The sequence below is a fragment of the Chryseobacterium sp. PTM-20240506 genome, from assembly GCF_048296755.1.
GTDB classification, from domain to species: Bacteria; Bacteroidota; Bacteroidia; order Flavobacteriales; family Weeksellaceae; genus Chryseobacterium; species Chryseobacterium proteolyticum.
Genome location: NZ_CP182581.1, coordinates 1,969,694 through 1,989,683, shown reverse-complemented (window position 1 = coordinate 1,989,683; position 19,990 = coordinate 1,969,694). Strand labels below are relative to the sequence as shown.

Here is a 19,990-nt window from a genome sequence, read left to right as displayed (position 1 = left end):
GATCTATTCTGGCAGAATTTACTTATTTTAGAGAGTAAATTAAAAGCGGAATGAGCCATCAGTCAGATTATTTTCCCGTCTTAGGTATTCATGAATTCAGTGAGGACCAGTCAAAAGGTTGTCATCTTTTGTTTAATGAGCTGTATGGTGAAAGATCAATCGATGAGCCTCATAAGCATGATTTTTTCATTATTAACCTTTTTAAAATAGGTAAAGGTTTTCATACAATTGATTTTGTGGGGTACAAAGTTGAAAATAGTCAGATTCACCTGGTTTTTCCCGGACAGGTCCATCAATGGGTGATAGAGAAAGAGACAATAGGATATCAGCTGATGATCAGCCGTGAATGGTTTGAAAATTTTCTTCCGGTATTACGGTTTTCAGCATCTTATTATCAGAATCATCCCGTGATTGATGTCTCTGAGGAAATCTTTCAGCAGCTTTTGTACGAATTTAAGGCTATTAAAGATTCTTTAAATAATAAGCCTGTATTTTGGGAACTGATTCAAAAAAGAGGAGAAGTGATTGGTTTGCTGATCAGTAAATCAGTAGAAGGAGCTTTTAATGATTTTGAAATTTTTAATTCCAATCCCGTAATATCTAAATTTTTGTCATTTATTGACCAATATTTTAAAGAAGAACGTTCAGTTTCTTTTTATGCGGAAAAATTAAATATCTCTGCCAACTATTTAAATATAATATGCAGAAAGAACCTGAATAGATCGGCTTCCTCGTTGATCCAGGATCGCATTTTGCTTGAGGCCAAGCGTCTGCTGAAAGTGTCTGCAATGTCTGTAAAAGATATTGTATATGATCTTGGGTTTTATGATCACGCCAGTTTTTCAAAATTTTTCAAGGCTCAAACCGGAATGACACCTTCACAATTTAAAGAGTAATAATCCGTACAAAGCATCATATAATTGGTACACCTGTTTTAGAAATGGTGGGCTTAACTTTGTTATCATAAAATGAGAAGTATGCAGCCAGACTATAAGGTTATTGCCTCCGGAAACTATCTGTTGAAAAACGTCCGCCTGGAAACCGGATTCGATTACGATGAGAAAGACGTTATCAGAACAAAAACGGATTTGTTTTGTGTTGAAATTGAAAAAGGAACAATAAAAAATATCCTACCTGGTGATGCACATTCCGGTGGGATTGATGTAAATGGCAAACTGATGCTCCCTGCATTTAGTGACATGCATATCCATCTGGACAAAACTTTATATGGACTTCCATGGCAGGCAATATCGCCGAAAAGAAAAACAGTGAAAGACATGATTGCTTATGAACAGGAAATCATTCCTGAGCTTTTAAAGACATCGGTTGAAAGAGGAGGAGAGCTGATCTCTTTATTGCAGTCTTACGGAACCACTTTTGCGAGGACTCATTTTAATGTCGATCCTACTTCAGGATTACAATCCCTGGAAAACTTAGAAAAAGCATTAGAACATAAAAAAGATTTTTTCAGTGCTGAACTGGTGGCTTTCCCTCAACATGGATTGTATTATACCGATTCGGCTCACCTGATGAAAGAAGCGGCTGCCTTAAAAAGTGTAAGCTTTATAGGTGGCTTAGACCCCTATTCAATTGATGGGAATATTGAAAAGGTAATTGATTTCACCGTTCAGTTGGCGCTGGATTATGAGAAAGGAATTGATATTCATTTGCATGAAATAGGTGAATCGGGGATGAAAACCATCAGTTATCTGATCGATAAGGTTATTGAAAATCCGGTTCTCAAGGAAAAAACTTTCATCAGCCATGCTTTTGCCCTGGGGCATTTATCTTTAAAGGAAACAAATGAAATCGCTGAAAGACTTGCGAATGCTAAGGTGGGAGTAGCCTCTTCTATTCCTTTCAGAGGAACAATTATGCCTGTTCCAGCGTTCAAAAAATATGGAGTGAATATTCTGGTAGGAAATGATAATGTCCAGGATCACTGGAGCACTTTCGGATCCGGAAATATGCTTCAGAAGGCTAATTTGATTGCTGAGTTATATGGATATGAGACAGAATTTGAACTTTCAAGGACTTTAGGATTTGCGACGAGAAATGTTTTTCCTCTAAATGAAAAAGGAGAAATGCAGTGGCCAAAAGCAGGAGACCAGGCAAATGCTGTCTTTTTAAATGCGAGCTGTTCTGCAGAAGCTGTAGCAAGAGTCCCTAAAATAGAGGGATTACTGATCCAGGATCATTTACTCTGGAAAGAGTTTTAATATAATTTTTTAATACTTGTTTTTGTAACCGGGCACCATTGTAATTTACTTTGGTGTTTTTATTTTATGTTGAAAAAAATACAGTTAAGGTAATTTTAATATTAATTTTACATAAGAATATATGTTTATTATTTAATAATGAAATAAATTCGCATTGTCATTACCGTGTACTTTTGCAGTATACAATACACACCTTACACACAAATATTTTTACGAAAAACTATTTTTTTACTTTCCCAACATTATTACTAATAGGGGGAAAGCCCTTATAAATTACTGTATATTATGAATGAATTAGAAGTAGATTACAAACAAATTCTTTTCTTCTATGCTTTTCTGCGACAAGTGGATTTATCACTTGATAGAAGCAGGTGGACTTCCCTTAAAGAACTCCACGATTACTATCAGGAAAGAATATCCCCTGAACAAATGATTAGCTATCTGAAGATTAAGTTGAATGTTCCCGATGGGGATTTTAACGACTTTCCTGCCCAGGAAGAGACCAGGAACAATAAAGGTAAATTTAAGCTTTTCAACAAAAAAACGACTCTTTCAAAAGAAGAATTGATTCATTTTCATCAGCTGCTAAAATTATTTGATCAATGTCTTAAGTCGGGTGAAGAAAAATACAGCATAGAGACTGAAAGTTTAAGGGTAGACATTGCAAAATTTTACTCCTTACTTCTGGAACCTAAAATTACTAAAAGTGATTTGAAGAAGGTGATTTCCATAGAGCATTATGGACAAAACCGACTGCTCAAGACAAAGGAAATGAAAGAAGTAATTCCAAAAGATTTTTTTACGATCTGATCAACAACGAAACTAATTAACTATGACCAAACTTTACTAATGTAAACATGTTAGGATATATCTTTGTGATTTCCTAGAAAACAGAATTATATAAAAGGTATTGAAGATTTTCAATGCCTATTTTGTGTAATAAATTAAAAAAGCCATCAGAAAACTCTCTGATGGCTTTTAATGTGATATGAGAAACTATTACTTGCTTATTGTAATCCAGCTAAAAGGTTAACACCATCTACCGTAGCCCAAGCTCCTGGTACCAATGTAACTTTTGTAACTGTTGTTGCGTTTGTGAAAGTTTTTCCACCGTTTGGATTATATGCATATCCCCAAACTCCAGCGTTATCAGAGTTAAGATAGGTCATAGGTGCAACTACTACTTTTCCTGTATTTACTTGATTTGTTTCAGTTGCAGCATCTTGTATAAGAACTGAGTAAGCACTTTTACCACCTAAGTTTTTGTATCCGCTAATATAAACGTTAGAGAAAATACCAGTTCCTTGTCTCTTAAATTGGATAGCAGAAATTTCTACTGAACCTGCAACCTCTGGATTTGTATTTGCATCTCTGATTAAAGTTATATTAGAGATTTTTGGTGCAATATTATCAACGTTTGCAGAAGCTTCAATCTCCATTCCGAAATTTCCTGTACCCGTTTGGAAAGCATACCAGTTTGTGTTATTTTGTCCGCTCCATGCATCTTGCCAGTCAAATGAATCATCGAAGTTGCCATAAGAAACAATATTTTTAGCACTTACAGTCCCTCCGAAGAATTCATACCCGTCATCTGTTCCTTTGTAAGTTACAAGATTTTCTAATGTAGTTCCAGCTCCTACAGCATAGAATGTCATAGAATTGGTTTCTGAAGTACCATCATTAATTTTCTTTCCTCCATATTCTACACGAACGAATTTCATTGTTCCAGAATTATGGTTTGCATCATTTCCTCCATAATAAACACTATTTCCATCTTCAGATAATGCTTGAGATAACCCATTAACTGCTTTAATTGGGGCATTTCCATATAATGTAATTCCACCCCAATCCCCAGGCTGCTTATTTGTAGTTGTAAATACAATTGGCTCACTTGCAGTTCCTACAGCATTTATTTTACCATCTTGTAATACTACCAAGCTACTTGATTTTGTAGTTACAGCATTGAAAACAGCACCAGGCTCAATGGTAATAGTTGCACCATTTGTTATTTTCACAACACCATCAAGAATATAAGTTCCTTTCTTAATTAATATATCTTTTGTAATTGTACCTGAAAGGGTTCCGCTACCACTTAGTACACTTTCAGTGGTGCCAGGATTTGTTATTGTTCCGTTACCGTTGTCCCCATCGTTAATATCTATGGTACATGAAGTCAATGTTACACTCAAAGCTATAGCTAAGGAAAATAAAGTTAAAAGATTCTTTTTCATTTTATAGTAAGATTTAATTTTTATAATTTTTTAAAATGTGTAGCCAACTGTAAAGTTAAAATTGACTCCGTTGAAATAATTGTTTAGAGAATAGTTATCGTTTGTTCTTAGTGTATAGTAATTATCATCTCCTAACTCAACACGATATTTACTGTTTAGGATATTTTGAACTCGGAATTTTATATTCCAGTTTTTATCAATTTGATTTTGGTAAACAAAATCCAGCTGATTAAACGGTTTTTCATAATAATTATCAGTTCCAGACCCACCTACAGCATAAATTTTTGATCCTGAAACATTATATACTAGAGAAAGTGTACTGCTAAGATTTTTGGAATTCTTATACTCATACTTTAAATCAGCATTTATAGTATAAGGTGCAGCACCTTGCAAGCCTCTTTTATGAAGCTGATCGTCTGTAAATCCAACAATATTTGGTCGTTCTGTTTTTAATTGTTCTTCACTCCTTTTTACGTCAGAATACATAAATGTTGCATTGGCACCAAACGTAAACTTATCAAGTGCATCAGAAATTCTACCTAAACTTAATATACCTTCTAGCTCTATTCCAGCAAGCGTTGCTTTCTTGGAGTTGTAATAAGTAATAACTACACCACTTGCATTTCCCGATGGAGCGATAGACTTTTCAATTGCATTATCAATTCTTTTAGCAAATAGATTTACTGCAAACATTTCTTTATTAGATGGGAAATACTCCCATTTTAAATCAATATTATAGTTTTCACTATTTTTAATATTTTCGTTACCTCTCACAGTTGTGTTATCCGGATTGATATATTCAATCGGCATTGTTTCAATTAAGATAGGACGAGTAACCGTTTTACTTAATGATAATCTTAAGTTGTTTTTACTATCTAAAGCTTTCTTTATGGAAAGGGAAGGAAGAAAATAATTTTTATTCGTGGTAAGGTTAATTCTATCAGAAACCCCTGGTTTGTTGTAACGAATAATTCTCATGTCATTTTCGAATCTTCCTCCAATTAAAATATCCCAACTTTCAGTTGGTTTATAATCAAAATTTAGATATCCTGCATTTACGAACTGATAAATATTTGATAAATAGGAATATGCATCAGAGTCTTCTTTATAAAATAGTTTATCATTTTTAATTGAATTTTCTAAGGTAGATTGAGGACTGTCAATATCTATAAAGACAGGGGTGTTAGTACCTTTAGGCGTACCAAAAATAAAGCGATAAGAGTTTTTTCTGATATCAGAAAAGCCATTATATCCAACAGACAATTGCATAGGGAACTCTTTTTTATCACCCTTTTCTCCAAGGAAAACAGAGTACTCACCAAAAGCTGACGCATAGAATTTTCCATCAACATCTAGATATTGTCTGATTAAATTGTTACCACCATAAGAAAATGCAGCATGACTAAAATCTTGAGGATAAGTAAGTTCAAATATTTTTCTGTCAGGTTGGCTGTAATTATTAAGAACGTAACTGCCTCCAGCTTTAAACAAATGACGTTCCCCGATTTTTTGAGAAGCTGTTAATTGTAAATTTAGAAATTTGGAAATATCTTGTTGATTGGTTCTAAAAAAACGATTGTCCTCCACACTGAAGTTCTTATAACCTTTAAAATCTTCAATAATATTAGCAGAGTTTTGTAAATAAATAGCGTTTAAGTTAATATTTGTACCCCTATTCTTATACGCTGCTCCCAACAATGCTGAGGACTCAAGTTCATAGATATAACTTTTCTTGTTGAGTAGATTACTTACCTCTATAATCTGTCCGTTATCTCTAAACTGATTATTATCTCCTTCTTTATATGAATATTTAGAGCCCTGATTCAAAGAAAATAAGATTCCAATATTTCCCGTTTCACCAGTTTTTACCTTTTGTACTGTAGTAAAACCTATACTTGTATTTGGTAGAGTTTTAATATTATTTACATTCCATGAATCCTTAAATGAATTTAATGATTCATCTTTAGTAAAATTATGGGTATTTGGTCTATAATCTCTTACTTCATTTGGAAGTCTTCTATCTCTGGAATTTAAACCCAAATATCCATTCATCCCATCTGCACCCTCAGCCACTTTAAAGTTATCTCTGAATGTACTCAATGTATTAACTCCAACACTGAATTCAATTTTCGAAAAGGGCTTATCAATCGTTAAAGTTTCGATATCAAAAGTAGCTCCGGCAAAATCTCCGTAAAGGTTAGAATTGAATGTTTTGTAGATATTGAGTTTACCCACAACGTCGGTAGGGAATTGCTTTAATGCAATGATTTTTTGGAAAGGGTTATTGGAAGGAGAGCCAAGACCGTTAATTAAAAGATAATTATATCTTTCCTCCAGACCTCTTACGAAAAGCCCTCGTCCTTCTACTGTAGTAATTCCGGTTACCTTTGTAAGGCCTTGTTCTACGTTAGAAATTCCCTTTCTGGAAATTTCCTCAGCACTTACAGCCTGCTTCTGGATAATTGCTTTTTTCTGTTCTCCTAATACAGCAGTTTCAGTTTTTTTATTGCTACTTCCCTGGATGACAACACCTTCGATTTTCTTCTCTTTCTTGATGGTGTCCTGCCTGGTATCTTGAGCGTAAAACGCAGTCGATGAGGCGGTTAAAAAAATAACCGCTATACTAGCTTTTCTAAAATTCATTTTATTTTACTATATTCTTTCGGTGCAAAGGAATAAAAGTTTATCGGTCTTAATGGTTTAGTTAAATTTAATTTTTCCTTAACTAAACATTAACAAAACAATATAATTGTTAACTTTATATGAACGATAGATGATTTGTTATTCTATGGTACAAAAATTATTAACTTTGACACGTAAAAATTGAAAATGAACCAAAAGAAAATACTCTTAATAGACGATGAACTCGATATTTTAGAGATTCTGTCTTACAATTTAGAAAAGGAAGGCTACGATATTTATACCGCTACCAATGGTAATGAAGGGATAGAAAAAGCCAAAGAAATTGTTCCGGATCTAATTTTACTAGACGTAATGATGCCTGAAAAAGATGGTATCGAAACTTGTCAGGAACTTCGAAAAGTAAAGGAACTTCAAAAATCATTGATTGTATTCCTTTCTGCAAGAAGCGAAGAGTTTTCTCAGTTAGCAGGTTTCCAGGCCGGAGCCAATGATTATATTGTAAAGCTGATCAAACCGAAAATCCTTATTTCTAAAGTAAATGCCCTATTACAGCTAACATCTCAGGTGTCAGACAATGCTAAGCTAATTGAAATTGGAGACTTGATTATTGATAAAGATAACTTCAGGGTTTCTAAAAGCGGGCAGCAGTTTTTACTTCCTAAGAAAGAATTTGATCTGCTGTATCTTTTAGCCTCCAATACGGAAAAAGTTTTCAAAAGAGAAGAAATTCTTGAGAAAGTCTGGGGAAATGATGTGATTGTCGGAGAAAGAACCATTGATGTTCATATCAGAAGATTAAGAGAGAAATTAGGAATTAATACCATTCAGACTTTAAAAGGAATAGGGTATAAACTGATCGTTTAATCGAAATAGCCTACCTTTACCTTATAACCATAAAAAATTTGTAAAATTGAAATTTTACAGGCTTACTCTTGTAGCATCATGTCTTATCACATTGGTGATGTTTCTATTGGTGATCATCTTTGATTCGCTGAAGGATATTTATTATAAAACACCGTTTTTTAAAATAGGGCTGATCATATGTCTCGTTGTTATATTTATTGTGAACTACCTCGTTCTTGAACTGCTGTTCAATTACTATGGTAAAAAACAGGTTCGTGGGCTTTCCCAGCTCCTGCCACAGGAAATTGTAAATACCAATGACGAGAATATTACCATTAAAGAATTAGGAGAGCGATTTTCAGATCTCAATCAGCAAAAAGTTTCTGAGATTGATATGATGAAGGAAATGGAAAGCTATCGTAAAGAGTACATAGGAAATGTTTCTCATGAGCTTAAGACTCCATTGTTTTCAATTCAGGGATATGTAGAAACGTTGAGGGATGGGGGAGTAGATAACCTGACCATTCGCGATAAATATCTTGAAAGAATAGATATATCCGTAGAAAGACTGATTGCTATTGTTACCGATTTGGATATGATTAACAGGCTTGAGGCCGGAGAAATCAATCTTACGGTTTCGAGATTTGATGTTAATCTCTTAATCAAAGAAGTTTTTGACCTGCTTGATCTTGAAGCAGAAAAGCACAATACTACATTACAAATTCAGACACTGCATCCTCAGATCTTTGTGGAAGCTGATAAACAAAAAATCTCACAGGTTTTTATTAATTTGATCTCTAATGCTATTCACTATGCTAACAGGCAGGAAGCAAAGGTTGTAGTGAAAACCAGCGTCCTTAAGAATAAAGTTTTAATTGAAGTTATTGACAACGGTATGGGAATCAAGTCAGAAATTCTTCCGAGGATATTTGAGCGGTTTTACCGTGTAGAAACCAGCCGGAATCGTAGAGAAGGAGGCTCCGGATTAGGTTTGGCTATTGTAAAGCATATTTTGGAAGCTCATAAAGAAAATATTACAGTTGAAAGCGTGTACCTTGAAGGTACAAAATTCAGTTTTATGCTTGAAAAAAGTAAATAATCTGGGCAAAATGTAAGGAAAAAAAATATTTTAAAAAATCTTGAAATATTTTTTTGTGACATGTCATTTATTATATATTTGCAACAGAAATTTATCATAATAAATAAAGGCAAAAAGTAATTTAAAGACTGATATGGTTTACAAGATCCGCGTAATATTAGATGCGAAAGAAGATATTTTCCGTGATATCGAAGTGAAGGGAAAACAGACACTATGGAATTTACATCTGGGAATTAAGAGTGCGTTCAGCTTGCAGGGAGATGAACTTTCAACTTTTAATTTATTGGAAGAAGATGGTACGATAGTAAAAAGTGTTCCATTAGAAGATATGAGTGATGACGGTGATGGAGAAATTATGTCAGATGTTTATATTGATGAAGCTTTTGCAAGTGTAGGAAATAAAGCTCAGTTTCAATATGGACTTCTGGATCTTTGGGAATTCTTCTGTGAATTAATTGAAGTAATCGAGGAAACCAAAGGAGTTAATTATCCTATAACAGTATACAGATTTGGAAACGTTCCGTTAAAAGCTCCAAGCAAGAGCGGAAACGGGGGTGGATCTAAAAAGAAATCTGCAATGCCTCTTATCGATGATGAATTTAATTTTGATGACGATTTCGAAAGCGGAGGGAATTTTTCCGATGAAGACGACAGTTTTGATGATGAGGAAGAAGAAGACTACAATGACGATGTATTCGATGAAGATGATGACAACGATGACGAAAGATAATTGGTAACACAATAAAAATATAGAGCCCTGGATTAATGTCCGGGGCTTTTTTGTAAATTATGCCAGGCGGAAATGCTGAAAAGGTAGAATTAAATTTGCTTTTAACCCTTTTTCCGTTCTATCTTTCCTCTTTTAATCATAAAACAATCCTTACTTTTGTTAAAACCGGAATTAATGAAAAAATTAATTTTTTTGGCAATTATTGGCTTGGGAATTGTTTCCTGTGCTGTACAAAATACAAATAAGACTATGGATTTACCTAAAGATTGGAAACACTCTGCAAATATTTATGAAGTCAATGTAAGGCAATATACACAAGAAGGGACTTTTAGAGCTTTTGAAAAAGAGATGCCCCGTTTAAAGTCTATGGGAATAAAAGTTCTTTGGTTTATGCCGGTTACGCCGATTGCTCAGCAAAATAAAAAAGGAAGCTTGGGAAGTCCATATGCTGCTGCAGATTATACGTCTGTTAATCCTGAATTCGGGACACTCGATGATTTTAAGCACATGGTAAATGAAGCCCACAGATTAGGATTTAAGGTAATCATCGACTGGGTGGCGAACCATACCGGTTGGGACCATGTCTGGACAAAAACACATCCTGAATTTTATTTAAAAGATCCGGATGGAAAATTCCATATTGCATCGGGAATGGATGATATTATCGAACTTGATTATAAGAATCAGGAGATGCGTAAGGAAATGATTGATGCAATGAAGTTCTGGGTTAAAGAAACTAATATTGATGGTTTCAGGTGCGATCTTGCTTCATGGGTTGAGGTTGATTTCTGGCAGCAGGCCCGTCCTGAGGTAGAGACCCTAAAGCCTCTTTTCTGGTTAGGCGAATTTGACGAATTGGAGAATCCAGAATACGGGAAAATTTTTGACGCAAGTTACTCGTGGACCTGGATGCATAAATCTGAAGATTATTATAAAAAGAACCTGCCATTACAAGATCTGAAAGATTTATTATTGAAATATTCCAACATTGGAGATGCTTCAATGAGAGCCTGGTTCACGACCAATCATGATGAAAACTCCTGGAACGGAACAGAATATGAAAAGTATGGTGTCATCACAAAACCTATGGCTGTTTTTTCGGCGACCTGGAATGGAGTTCCGTTGTTATATTCCGGACAGGAATTACCTAATATGAAACGATTGGAATTCTTTGAAAAAGATCCTATTGAGTGGACTGCCAATTATCAGGTGGCAGATTTTTATAAGACCTTACTGGCTTTGAAATCTTCAAATCCTGCCTTAAGAGGTGGAGACACTCATGTAACAACTTATCTTTTAAATACAACGGCCAATGACAAAATTTTAGCTTATGTCAGGAAAAATGGTAAAGATGAAGTTCTTGTTGTATTGAATATGTCTAAAGAAGATGTAAGTTTCAGCATCCAAGATGAAAATCTGTCAGGAGTTTTCCGAAACGTTTTTGATGGTACAAAAAGGGATTTCACCACAGGAAAAGATTTTAATTTTAAAGTTTCTGATTATGTGGTTTTTGAAAAATGAAGACCAGAGCCTCTGAGATTCTGGCTTAAAATCTAAGAACATTTTTATTATATTTAAAAAAAAAATAATACTTACACAGGCGGGCCAAGGTCCGCTTTTTAATTCGGATAACGGCATTTAATTCATATGAATAAAGAAGGACTACTATATATTATTAAGGAAAAACTTTCAGAAAGAGCACAAAAATTTGAATTGCTGATTGCTGAAACCCGCGCTTCAAATAATGATACTAAAAGCTCCATGGGAGATAAATATGAAACTGGCCGTGAGATGTTGCAACAGGAAATTAATCATCTTCAAAGGCAGCTCAATGAAGTGTTGAATCAACAGGCTCTGATTCAAAAAATAGTTACGGAACCATCTTTTAAAGTTCAAAATGGAGCATTAATAAAAACGAATAAGGGATTGTTTTATGTTTCGGTTTCAATTGGAGAAATTACATTTGAAAATCAGAAGATCATGACCGTTTCTGCTGAATCTCCATTAGTAAAAGCAATGTTTGGCAAGAAAATAGCAGAGAAGTTTGAGATCAATAATGTTCATCAAACGATTGAAAATATCTGGTAAGCTATGAAACTAAAATACATTCTATTCGTCTTTTTATTCCTGATATCAAATTCTTTATTGCTGGCTCAGGTAAGAGCTAATATTTCTGGGAAATCCTACGATCTCATATCTGTGGATATTACAATGGGGGGTATAATTATTACCATTAATAATGACGGATCAATTGCAGGATTTAACTCCATTTCAAATGGGAATATCGACTATTATGATGATCAATATTTCGACCGGGAGAAAATGGGAAAAATAAAAAAAATAGGAAATTCTAAAGTTGACTATTATGATCAGTTTGATATAGATAAAGATGGCAAAGTAAAAAATATTGGAGATATTGCTATAGATTACTGGGATCGTTTTGATCAGGAAAAGAACGGAAAGGTAAAAAAGATAGGAAATCTGTCTATAGATTATTGGGATCATGATATTATAGATGATAGTAAGTTTGGAAAATTAAAGTCGATTGGAGATATATCAATAGACTTTGGTGGAAAAGAAATTATAGATCAGAGTAAGTATAAAAAACTTATAAAATTTGGAAATGTCACTCTGGATTATTGGAATGATACCATAATGGAAAAGAAAAAATTTGGAAAAATCAAATCAGTAGAGGGAAACACAAAGGATGTTGCGGTAGTTATACGTTAATTACTTATTGAATGGCTGAAAATTGATTTCCTGTCATGAGATCTGGGAATCGTAAGCCGGATAAAAATAAAAGTTAAACAGTGTGAAAAATAAATTCACAACTGTTTTTTTATTAACTTTGACATCTGTTAGAATTTACTAAAAGCACAATAATTAAACTTTCACAATGCAAAACTACTTAGACCTTTTACAGCATATTCTGGATAACGGAACAGATAAAACTGATAGAACAGGAACCGGAACAAGAAGCGTTTTCGGATATCAGCTGAGATATGATTTGTCAAAAGGTTTTCCCTTGGTAACCACCAAGAAAGTGCATTTGAAATCTATAATTTATGAATTGCTTTGGTTCTTAAAAGGAGACACCAATATCCAGTATTTAAAAGATAACGGAGTGAGCATCTGGGATGAATGGGCAGATGAAAATGGAGACTTAGGTCCTGTTTACGGAGCGCAGTGGAGAAGCTGGAGAGGTGCCGATAATAAAGTGGTTGATCAGATCTCAGAAGTGATCGATCAGATCAAAAAAAATCCTGATTCCAGAAGATTGATCGTTTCTGCGTGGAACGTAGCGGAAATTCCTGATATGGCATTAGCACCTTGCCATGCATTATTTCAATTTTACGTTGCTGACGGGAAATTGTCTTTACAACTATATCAGAGAAGTGCTGATGTATTCCTTGGAGTTCCTTTTAATATTGCAAGCTATGCTCTGTTGTTAATGATGGTGGCTCAGGTATGCGATCTTGAAGTTGGAGATTACGTCCACAGTTTTGGAGATGTCCACATTTATAATAATCATTTCGAACAGGTTCAAAGACAACTTTCGAGAGACCCAAGACCTCTTCCGACAATGAAATTAAATCCTGAAATCAAGGATATTTTCGACTTTAATTTTGAAGATTTTACATTGGAGAATTATGATCCACATCCTGGAATTAAGGCTCCTGTGGCGATCTAGTACTATTTTCATACGTTACTGAATATGTAACAAATCTTCATATTTTATGACCTATTAATGAAATGTCATTAGTATGTTAAAAAAGATATTTCTTTGCGTTTCCATCGGAGTTTTCAGTTTCAGTTTTGCCCAGAATATTGATAAGGAAAAACTGGACAATTATTTTAAAGCTCTGGATAGCGAGCACAAGGTGATGGGAAGTTTTGCCATTGCAGATCACGGAAAAATAATTTATTCCAATGCGATTGGATTTTCTGATGTTGAGGCTAGGAAAAAAGCAGATCTTAATACGGTTTACAGGATCGGTTCCATAACAAAGACTTTTACAGCCGTTTTGATCATGAAGGCGGTAGAAGATAAAAAGCTAACACTGGACACTTCATTAAGTCAATTCTTTCCTCAAATAAAGAACGCTGAGAAGATCAAAGTAGAAAATCTTTTAAATCATAGAAGCGGGATTCATAATTTCACTGATGATGCCTTGTATGCATCCTACTATTTACAACCTGTTTCCAAGGAAAAGCTTATCGATATTATTCAAAAGGCAGGCTCGGATTTTGAACCTGGTGTTCAATTCAGTTACAGCAACTCGAATTATTCTTTGCTGGGTTTTATTCTGGAAAAAGTTTATAAAAAATCTTACGCAAAGCTTATTGAAGAGTTTATAGCAAAACCTTTACAACTAAAATATACAAAAGCAGGAGGAAAGATAGAATCTTTAGAAAACATGGCCCATTCGTACACTTATGAAAATGGGAATTATGTAAGAAGTGCCGAAACGGATATGTCTGTTCCCTTGGGCGCAGGAAATTTGGTTTCTACTCCTTCAGAATTGATTATTTTTATAAATGCACTGGCTTCAGGAAAATTGATTTCCAGAGAAAGTTTAGATAAAATGCGTAATTTTAAAGACCATTATGGTTTTGGCCTGGCCGAAGTTCCGTTTATGGGAAAAACAGGTTTTGGGCATAACGGAGGAATAGATCATTTTAGCTCTATATTGTATTACTTCCCTGATGGCGAGAAAACTTTTGCTATGATCAGTAATCAAAGTAATTTTGACAATAATAATATTTCGATCACCGCTTTAAGTGCAGCTTATGGAAAAAGCTTTGAAATTCCGAATTTTAATGTAGTGAATCTTCCGGAAAGTGAGCTTCAAAAATTTACCGGAACATACGCGACGGCACAAATGCCGATGAAAATTACCATTTTCATTAAAGAAAAAGTATTAATGGCCCAGGCAACGGGACAGGGTGCTTTTCCTTTAGAAGCAACTTCTCAAACAAGTTTTAAGTTTGATGCTGCGGGAATTGTTATTGATTTTGATGTTACAAAAAGGCAGCTTCTAATTTTGCAGGGAGGTAATAAAGTGAAATTTATTAAAGAATAATATAATGAAATATATAAAAATAAATACGGATCAAAAAGCAGATCTCGAAATGCTAAGGAATGCCATTCTACAATTAAAAGGAGTGAATTCTGCTGAAATTATTGATGAAGAAAACCCTGAAAGCGAGTTGAAGAAAGCTTTTGCAAAAACAAAGGAACAACTTAAAAAAGGTGATTATGAAACATTAGTCAATGACATTTTTGAGATTTTAACTAAAAATAATTCTAAGTAATAATGAAAAAAGCCATTTTATCGATTGCGGTACTAGCGATTTTCTTTTCTGCAAACGTATCAGCACAAACTGAAACTTCAGGTAGAGAAAAAGTCTACAGGGCCACACACACTAAAGTAACAGAACTAAAGCATACCAAACTTAAAGTCAATTTTGACTACCAGAAAGAACAGATGAACGGAGAGGAGTGGCTTACCGCTTCACCTTATTTTTATTCCGCCAATCAGCTGGTTCTTGATGCGAAAAGTATGCTGATCCATGAAGTCGCTTTAGATAACAATGGTAAGAAATCTCCTTTAAAGTATGAATATAAAGATGATGTGTTAACCATTACTTTGGATAAAACATATCAGAAAGATCAGGATTACACAGTGTACATCAAATACACTTCCCGTCCAAATGAAGTAAAACAAGAAGGAAGTGCAGCCATCAATGATGCAAAAGGTTTATATTTCATTAATGCTCAGGGGAAAGATCCGGATAAACCAACCCAAATCTGGACACAGGGTGAAACCGAATCTTCTTCCGCCTGGTTTCCAACCATTGATAAACCGAATCAAAAGACAACGCAGGAAATTTATATGACGGTTCCTGAAAAATATGTGACTCTTTCTAATGGATTATTAAAGGATTCCCAGAAAGAAGCGAATGGACTGAGAACAGATCATTGGGTCATGGATAAAAGACATTCAACTTATCTGTTTTTTATGGGAGTGGGGGATTATGCGATCGTGAAAGATAAATGGAAGAATATTCCGGTGGATTATTATATTGAAAAAGAATATGAACCTTATGCAAAGCAGATCTATGGAAATACTCCTGAAATGATCGAATTTTTCTCAAAGAAAATGGGTTACGATTATCCTTGGGCAAAATATGCACAGATATCCGGAAGGGATTATGTAAGTGGGGCTATGGAAAATACGACAGCAACACTGCATGGAAGTGATATTTTACAGAAACCGGGACAATTAATTGACGAAAATAAATGGGAAGATACAATTGCTCACGAATTATTCCACCACTGGTTTGGGGATCTTGTAACTGCGGAAAGCTGGAGTAATCTTACCGTAAATGAATCATTTGCCAATTATTCAGAGTACTTATGGAACGAATATAAATATGGTAAAGATCAGGCGGACTATCATCAGATGAGCGATGTGAATATGTACATTCATAATCCGGCTGATTTTAATAAAAACCTGGTTCGTTTTAATTATGATTCCCGTGAAGATGTTTTTGATTTGGTAACTTATCAGAAAGGGGGTGGCATCCTTCATATGTTGAGGAACTATCTTGGGGACGACGCATTCTTTGCCGGAATGAATGATTATCTGAAAACGAATGAATACAAAAACGGAGAGGCTCATCAGCTAAGACTTTCTTTTGAAAAGGTTTCCGGAAAGGATCTGAATTGGTTTTTCAATCAATGGTATTTTGGAAGCGGGCATCCCAAATTGAGTTATTATTATACTTTTGAACCCGTTAAAAAACAGATCAGCTTGGTGATCAGTCAAAGCCAGGAACAGCCTTTTCAGTTTCCATTGGCAATAGATGTTTATGAAAACGGAAAACCGAAAAGATATAATGTGTGGGTAAATGCTGAAGCAAAGAATACAATTAATTTTGATGTTTCAAAAACTCCGGATCTTGTTAATATCAATGCTGACGGAATATTAGTTTCAGAAATTACGGAAACAAAAACTCCTGAACAGAACCTGATGCAATTCAATGGGTCCAAAGAGTTTAAGAGCAGATATACAGCGCTAAAAGCCATTAAAGATCAGGTTGGTAAAAATCCCGCAGCTACAAAATTATTGTCTGCTGCTTTGAAAGACCCTTATTTCAGAGTAAGAATGAAAGCCTTGGAACTGATGGATCTTTCGAACCCTGAGCAAGCAAAAGCTTTGGCTGCTGACGTTGAAAAACTAGCAACAAATGACCCTAAAACATTAGTTCAGGGTGCTGCGGTTGCTGCTTTAGCAAAAACAAAAGATAAAAAGTATCTTCCGGTCTTTGAAAAAGGAGTGGGGGCTGTTTCTAATTCTGTACGCGGTAATTCCCTGTCAGCTATACTTACTGTTGATCCTTCCAAGGCCAGTACATTAGCGGATAAAATCGATTTAAAAGGAGCTTCTGATGAACTTCTGGCACAATTATTACCCATTGTCGTAAAGAATAAGGTTTCCTCACAAATGGCCAATATAGCTCCTATTGCGGCATTTTATCCATTCATTAAATTCCAGAATCCTGAATTAGGAAAATCTGCAGAAGAAGGTTTCAATTGGATCATGACCTCCGACAATATTGCGGCAACACAAAGCATTACCAAGTTGCTGGCGCAGGCAAAAGGCCAGGTCGCTCAGAATCCTCAGGCTAAAATGATGATCTCTCAAATGTTGAAAGATGGTCTTAGTAAAAAAATGGAACTTTTAAAACAAAACCCACAAAATGCTGCAAGCATTAATAAACAAATCGATGCCTTGAATAAAAGTATAGAGGATTACAAATAATCAAATAACGGCTGCTCAGTATGAGCAGCCCTTTTATATTTTCTATCCGGACCAGAAAAAATATCCTGGTTTTCACGAATTTTATCTATTTAGTACAGAAGATAATGGTTTCCTGATCAGAAAAGCCCCAATAAGTGTCTTTTTCATAAGTCTTTATCTCTGTTTGAAATCCGGAATCTTTTAATCGCTGAACCAATCCATTAACGGAATAGATTCGTACATGGTCTTTCTGGCCGAAGTGTTGAAGTCTTTCTTCTGATGTTTTAACTTCAGGGTTTTCGTAGATGTCACCTTCTTTAAACGGAGTCTGAATTAAAAGTGTTTTACCTGTTTTTAAAACCCTGTGTAATTCTTTCATTGCAGCACCATCATTTTCGATATGCTCAAGAATGTGATAGCATATAATAAGGTCGAATTTTTCGGCTTCCACATCAATTTTAGTAATATCAAAATGATAATCTGCTAAAAATTCATTTTCAAAATCTGTTGGAAAATACTTGATTTGCTTTTTATGTTTTAAAGCACGGAAGATTGCTCTTGAAGGCGAAAAATCTAAAACGGTAAATCCTTCTTTCAGATAATTTTCAGTCAGGATTTTATATAGCCTTCGTGATCTTGGTAAGCTTCCGCAAACAGGGCACAATAGATTTCCGTTTTCTAATCTTACAAACTCTTTAAGTCTGGAACGGCAGATATTGCATTCATAATCCTTTCCCTTGTAAAGGGGATACAAAGCTTTTCTGAAAAACATTTCGTTTTCAAAAAGAAATTTTTGAGGCAGTATTTTTTTTACAATATTTTTTGCAATAGCGTACATCGGAATGCAAAGTAATAATATTAATCTGAAAATTAGGGGTGTTGTTATCAATAATTTCTAAATTTGCCTTTTATAATTTTACTGTATGACTTTTGGAATAGAGGCAGCTAGCTATCATGTGCCTTCTTTGTATTTGGAAATTAAAGATTTAGCTGAGGTAAGGGGAATTGATCCTGCAAAATTAGAAAAGGGCTTAGGTTTACATAAAATGGGCTTTCCTGATGTCCATGAAGATGCAGCTACTTTTGCTGCTGAAGCGTTACTTAAACTGATAAAAGACTATAACATCAATCCTAAGGATATTGCAAGAATTTATCTTGGAACTGAAAGTGCTTTGGATGCCGCAAAACCAACAGCATCTTATGCTATGCAGATGGTGGAAAAAGTGTTAGAAGAAAAATATGGAGAACGATGCTTTAGAAATTGTGATGTTGTGGACATGACCTTTGCTTGTGTAGGAGCTGTCGATGCATTGCACAATTCCCTGGATTTTGTGAGGGTAAACCCTGAAAAAAAAGCAATTGTCATAGCGAGTGATTACGCAAAATACGAGCTGGCTTCATCGGGTGAATATACACAAGGAGGAGGAGCTGTAGCCCTATTGGTCTCTTCCCAACCTAACCTTTTGGAGATTGAGAATCAATGGGGAGTCGCAACCGAGAGTGTTTTTGATTTTTTCAAACCCCGACGTCACTACAAAAAAGAAGATCTGAAAGATGCTCCAGCCTCTTTTTCGGATAAGATAGAGGTTTTTACGGATGAGCCGGTTTTTGACGGACAATATTCTAACCAATGTTATCAGGATCGAATCAGAGAAGCTTATCATCATTATAAAGAAATCAGTGGTAAGGATAAGCCTTATGAAGATTGGAGATATCTGATTTTCCACCTGCCTTATGCCTTCCATGGAAAGAGGGTATTCACAGAGATTTATAGCCTGGAAAATGGATTGAGCTACGAAACCCCTGAAGAACAAAAAACAGTGGCTAAATCTAAAGGATATCTGCAATTTATCAATAATAAAATAGAAAGAACCCAAAGGGCATCCTCTGAAATAGGAAACATGTATACTGCTTCCATATTTATGGCTTTGCTTTCCGCATTACAGATATCATACAATGAAAATGAAGAATTAGAGGGTAAGGAAATAGGATTTTTAGGCTATGGAAGTGGGTCGAAATCCAAGGTATTTGCCGCTAAGATTTCCGGAAACTGGAAGACTGTTGTTTCTCAATGGAATTTATTTGACAACCTAAAGAAAAGAACACCTGTTAATTTTGAAACATATGAAAAATTACACAGAAAGCAACTGGATCAATCTGTTAATGAAAATTATGCAGGATTCGGATTGCAATCGGTAGAGCTTGAAAATCCATTGCTAAAAGGAGCAAGATACTATTCATATCAGAAATAAAATAGGAGTAAATTAAAAAACGAATTCATGAAAAACATCTCTTTATGGGATGTTTTTTTTGTTACGTACATAAATTGGTGAAAAAGAAGGGGTGTTATAGGTGTTAAATTACTTTAATATGCCTAAAGTAGTCTTTATTTTATTTAATATTTTAATATTTTAAGT

The 19,990-nt window shown here is 34.7% G+C and carries 17 protein-coding genes; 14 read left to right on the top strand and 3 right to left on the bottom strand.

All coding sequences use genetic code 11. The features are described 5' to 3' along the window. Window positions 1–50 precede the first annotated feature (50 nt). The 3 genes from ACNFU2_RS08680 to ACNFU2_RS08670 all read left to right on the top strand — a co-directional run bounded on the left by ACNFU2_RS08680 (window position 51) and on the right by ACNFU2_RS08670 (window position 3,029). Window positions 51–896 (top strand): AraC family transcriptional regulator, encoded by an 846-nt coding sequence (locus tag ACNFU2_RS08680; RefSeq protein WP_273648749.1) that lies wholly within the window; start codon window positions 51–53, stop codon window positions 894–896. A gap of 81 nt (window positions 897–977) precedes the next feature. Further along, on the top strand, window positions 978–2,219 hold the full coding sequence (locus ACNFU2_RS08675) for an amidohydrolase (protein WP_273648748.1): 1,242 nt from the start codon (window positions 978–980) through the stop codon (window positions 2,217–2,219). Between the two features lie 285 nt (window positions 2,220–2,504). Continuing rightward, window positions 2,505–3,029, top strand: a complete 525-nt coding sequence (locus ACNFU2_RS08670) for a hypothetical protein (protein WP_273648746.1) — start codon at window positions 2,505–2,507, stop codon at window positions 3,027–3,029. Between the two features lie 197 nt (window positions 3,030–3,226). Here the strand turns inward: ACNFU2_RS08670 and ACNFU2_RS08665 are convergent, their stop codons facing one another. Further along, window positions 3,227–4,450, bottom strand: a complete 1,224-nt coding sequence (locus ACNFU2_RS08665) for a hypothetical protein (protein ID WP_273648744.1) — start codon at window positions 4,448–4,450, stop codon at window positions 3,227–3,229. Between the two features lie 30 nt (window positions 4,451–4,480). Next, complete coding sequence (locus ACNFU2_RS08660; RefSeq protein ID WP_273648742.1) at window positions 4,481–7,093, bottom strand: outer membrane beta-barrel protein; 2,613 nt, start codon at window positions 7,091–7,093, stop codon at window positions 4,481–4,483. A 186-nt stretch (window positions 7,094–7,279) separates the two neighbouring features. On the opposite strand from ACNFU2_RS08660, the gene ACNFU2_RS08655 reads away from it, so the two are divergent. The 10 genes from ACNFU2_RS08655 to ACNFU2_RS08610 all read left to right on the top strand — a co-directional run bounded on the left by ACNFU2_RS08655 (window position 7,280) and on the right by ACNFU2_RS08610 (window position 17,594). Continuing rightward, window positions 7,280–7,957 carry a response regulator gene (locus tag ACNFU2_RS08655; RefSeq protein ID WP_172279766.1) on the top strand — a complete coding sequence of 226 codons (678 nt, stop codon included), beginning with the start codon at window positions 7,280–7,282 and terminating at the stop codon, window positions 7,955–7,957. A 46-nt stretch (window positions 7,958–8,003) separates the two neighbouring features. Further along, a complete protein-coding gene (locus tag ACNFU2_RS08650; RefSeq protein ID WP_172279764.1) occupies window positions 8,004–9,035 on the top strand; it encodes a sensor histidine kinase in 1,032 nt (343 codons plus the stop codon). Window positions 9,036–9,168: 133 nt separating this feature from the next. Next, window positions 9,169–9,765: an IS1096 element passenger TnpR family protein gene (locus tag ACNFU2_RS08645; protein WP_172279762.1), complete on the top strand. Its 597-nt coding sequence runs from the start codon at window positions 9,169–9,171 to the stop codon at window positions 9,763–9,765. Window positions 9,766–9,939: 174 nt separating this feature from the next. Beyond that, window positions 9,940–11,286, top strand: coding sequence for an alpha-amylase family glycosyl hydrolase (locus ACNFU2_RS08640; RefSeq protein WP_273648739.1), 1,347 nt, complete (start codon window positions 9,940–9,942; stop codon window positions 11,284–11,286). 126 nt (window positions 11,287–11,412) lie between these two features. Next, window positions 11,413–11,853, top strand: a complete 441-nt coding sequence (locus tag ACNFU2_RS08635; protein ID WP_172279757.1) for a hypothetical protein — start codon at window positions 11,413–11,415, stop codon at window positions 11,851–11,853. Between the two features lie 3 nt (window positions 11,854–11,856). Then, window positions 11,857–12,495 carry a hypothetical protein gene (locus ACNFU2_RS08630; protein ID WP_273648737.1) on the top strand — a complete coding sequence of 213 codons (639 nt, stop codon included), beginning with the start codon at window positions 11,857–11,859 and terminating at the stop codon, window positions 12,493–12,495. A 166-nt stretch (window positions 12,496–12,661) separates the two neighbouring features. Continuing rightward, window positions 12,662–13,456 (top strand): thymidylate synthase, encoded by a 795-nt coding sequence (locus tag ACNFU2_RS08625; RefSeq protein ID WP_172279753.1) that lies wholly within the window; start codon window positions 12,662–12,664, stop codon window positions 13,454–13,456. 73 nt (window positions 13,457–13,529) lie between these two features. Then, a complete protein-coding gene (locus ACNFU2_RS08620) occupies window positions 13,530–14,849 on the top strand; it encodes a serine hydrolase domain-containing protein (protein WP_306613821.1) in 1,320 nt (439 codons plus the stop codon). A gap of 4 nt (window positions 14,850–14,853) precedes the next feature. Then, window positions 14,854–15,081, top strand: coding sequence for a hypothetical protein (locus tag ACNFU2_RS08615; RefSeq protein WP_172279749.1), 228 nt, complete (start codon window positions 14,854–14,856; stop codon window positions 15,079–15,081). Between the two features lie 2 nt (window positions 15,082–15,083). Next, on the top strand, window positions 15,084–17,594 hold the full coding sequence (locus ACNFU2_RS08610; protein WP_418124652.1) for a M1 family metallopeptidase: 2,511 nt from the start codon (window positions 15,084–15,086) through the stop codon (window positions 17,592–17,594). An 85-nt stretch (window positions 17,595–17,679) separates the two neighbouring features. On the opposite strand, the gene ACNFU2_RS08605 is transcribed toward ACNFU2_RS08610, so the two are convergent. After that, window positions 17,680–18,411 carry a class I SAM-dependent methyltransferase gene (locus tag ACNFU2_RS08605; protein WP_418124650.1) on the bottom strand — a complete coding sequence of 244 codons (732 nt, stop codon included), beginning with the start codon at window positions 18,409–18,411 and terminating at the stop codon, window positions 17,680–17,682. 85 nt (window positions 18,412–18,496) lie between these two features. On the opposite strand from ACNFU2_RS08605, the gene ACNFU2_RS08600 reads away from it, so the two are divergent. Next, on the top strand, window positions 18,497–19,825 hold the full coding sequence (locus ACNFU2_RS08600; protein WP_273648730.1) for a hydroxymethylglutaryl-CoA synthase family protein: 1,329 nt from the start codon (window positions 18,497–18,499) through the stop codon (window positions 19,823–19,825). Window positions 19,826–19,990: the final 165 nt, after the last annotated feature.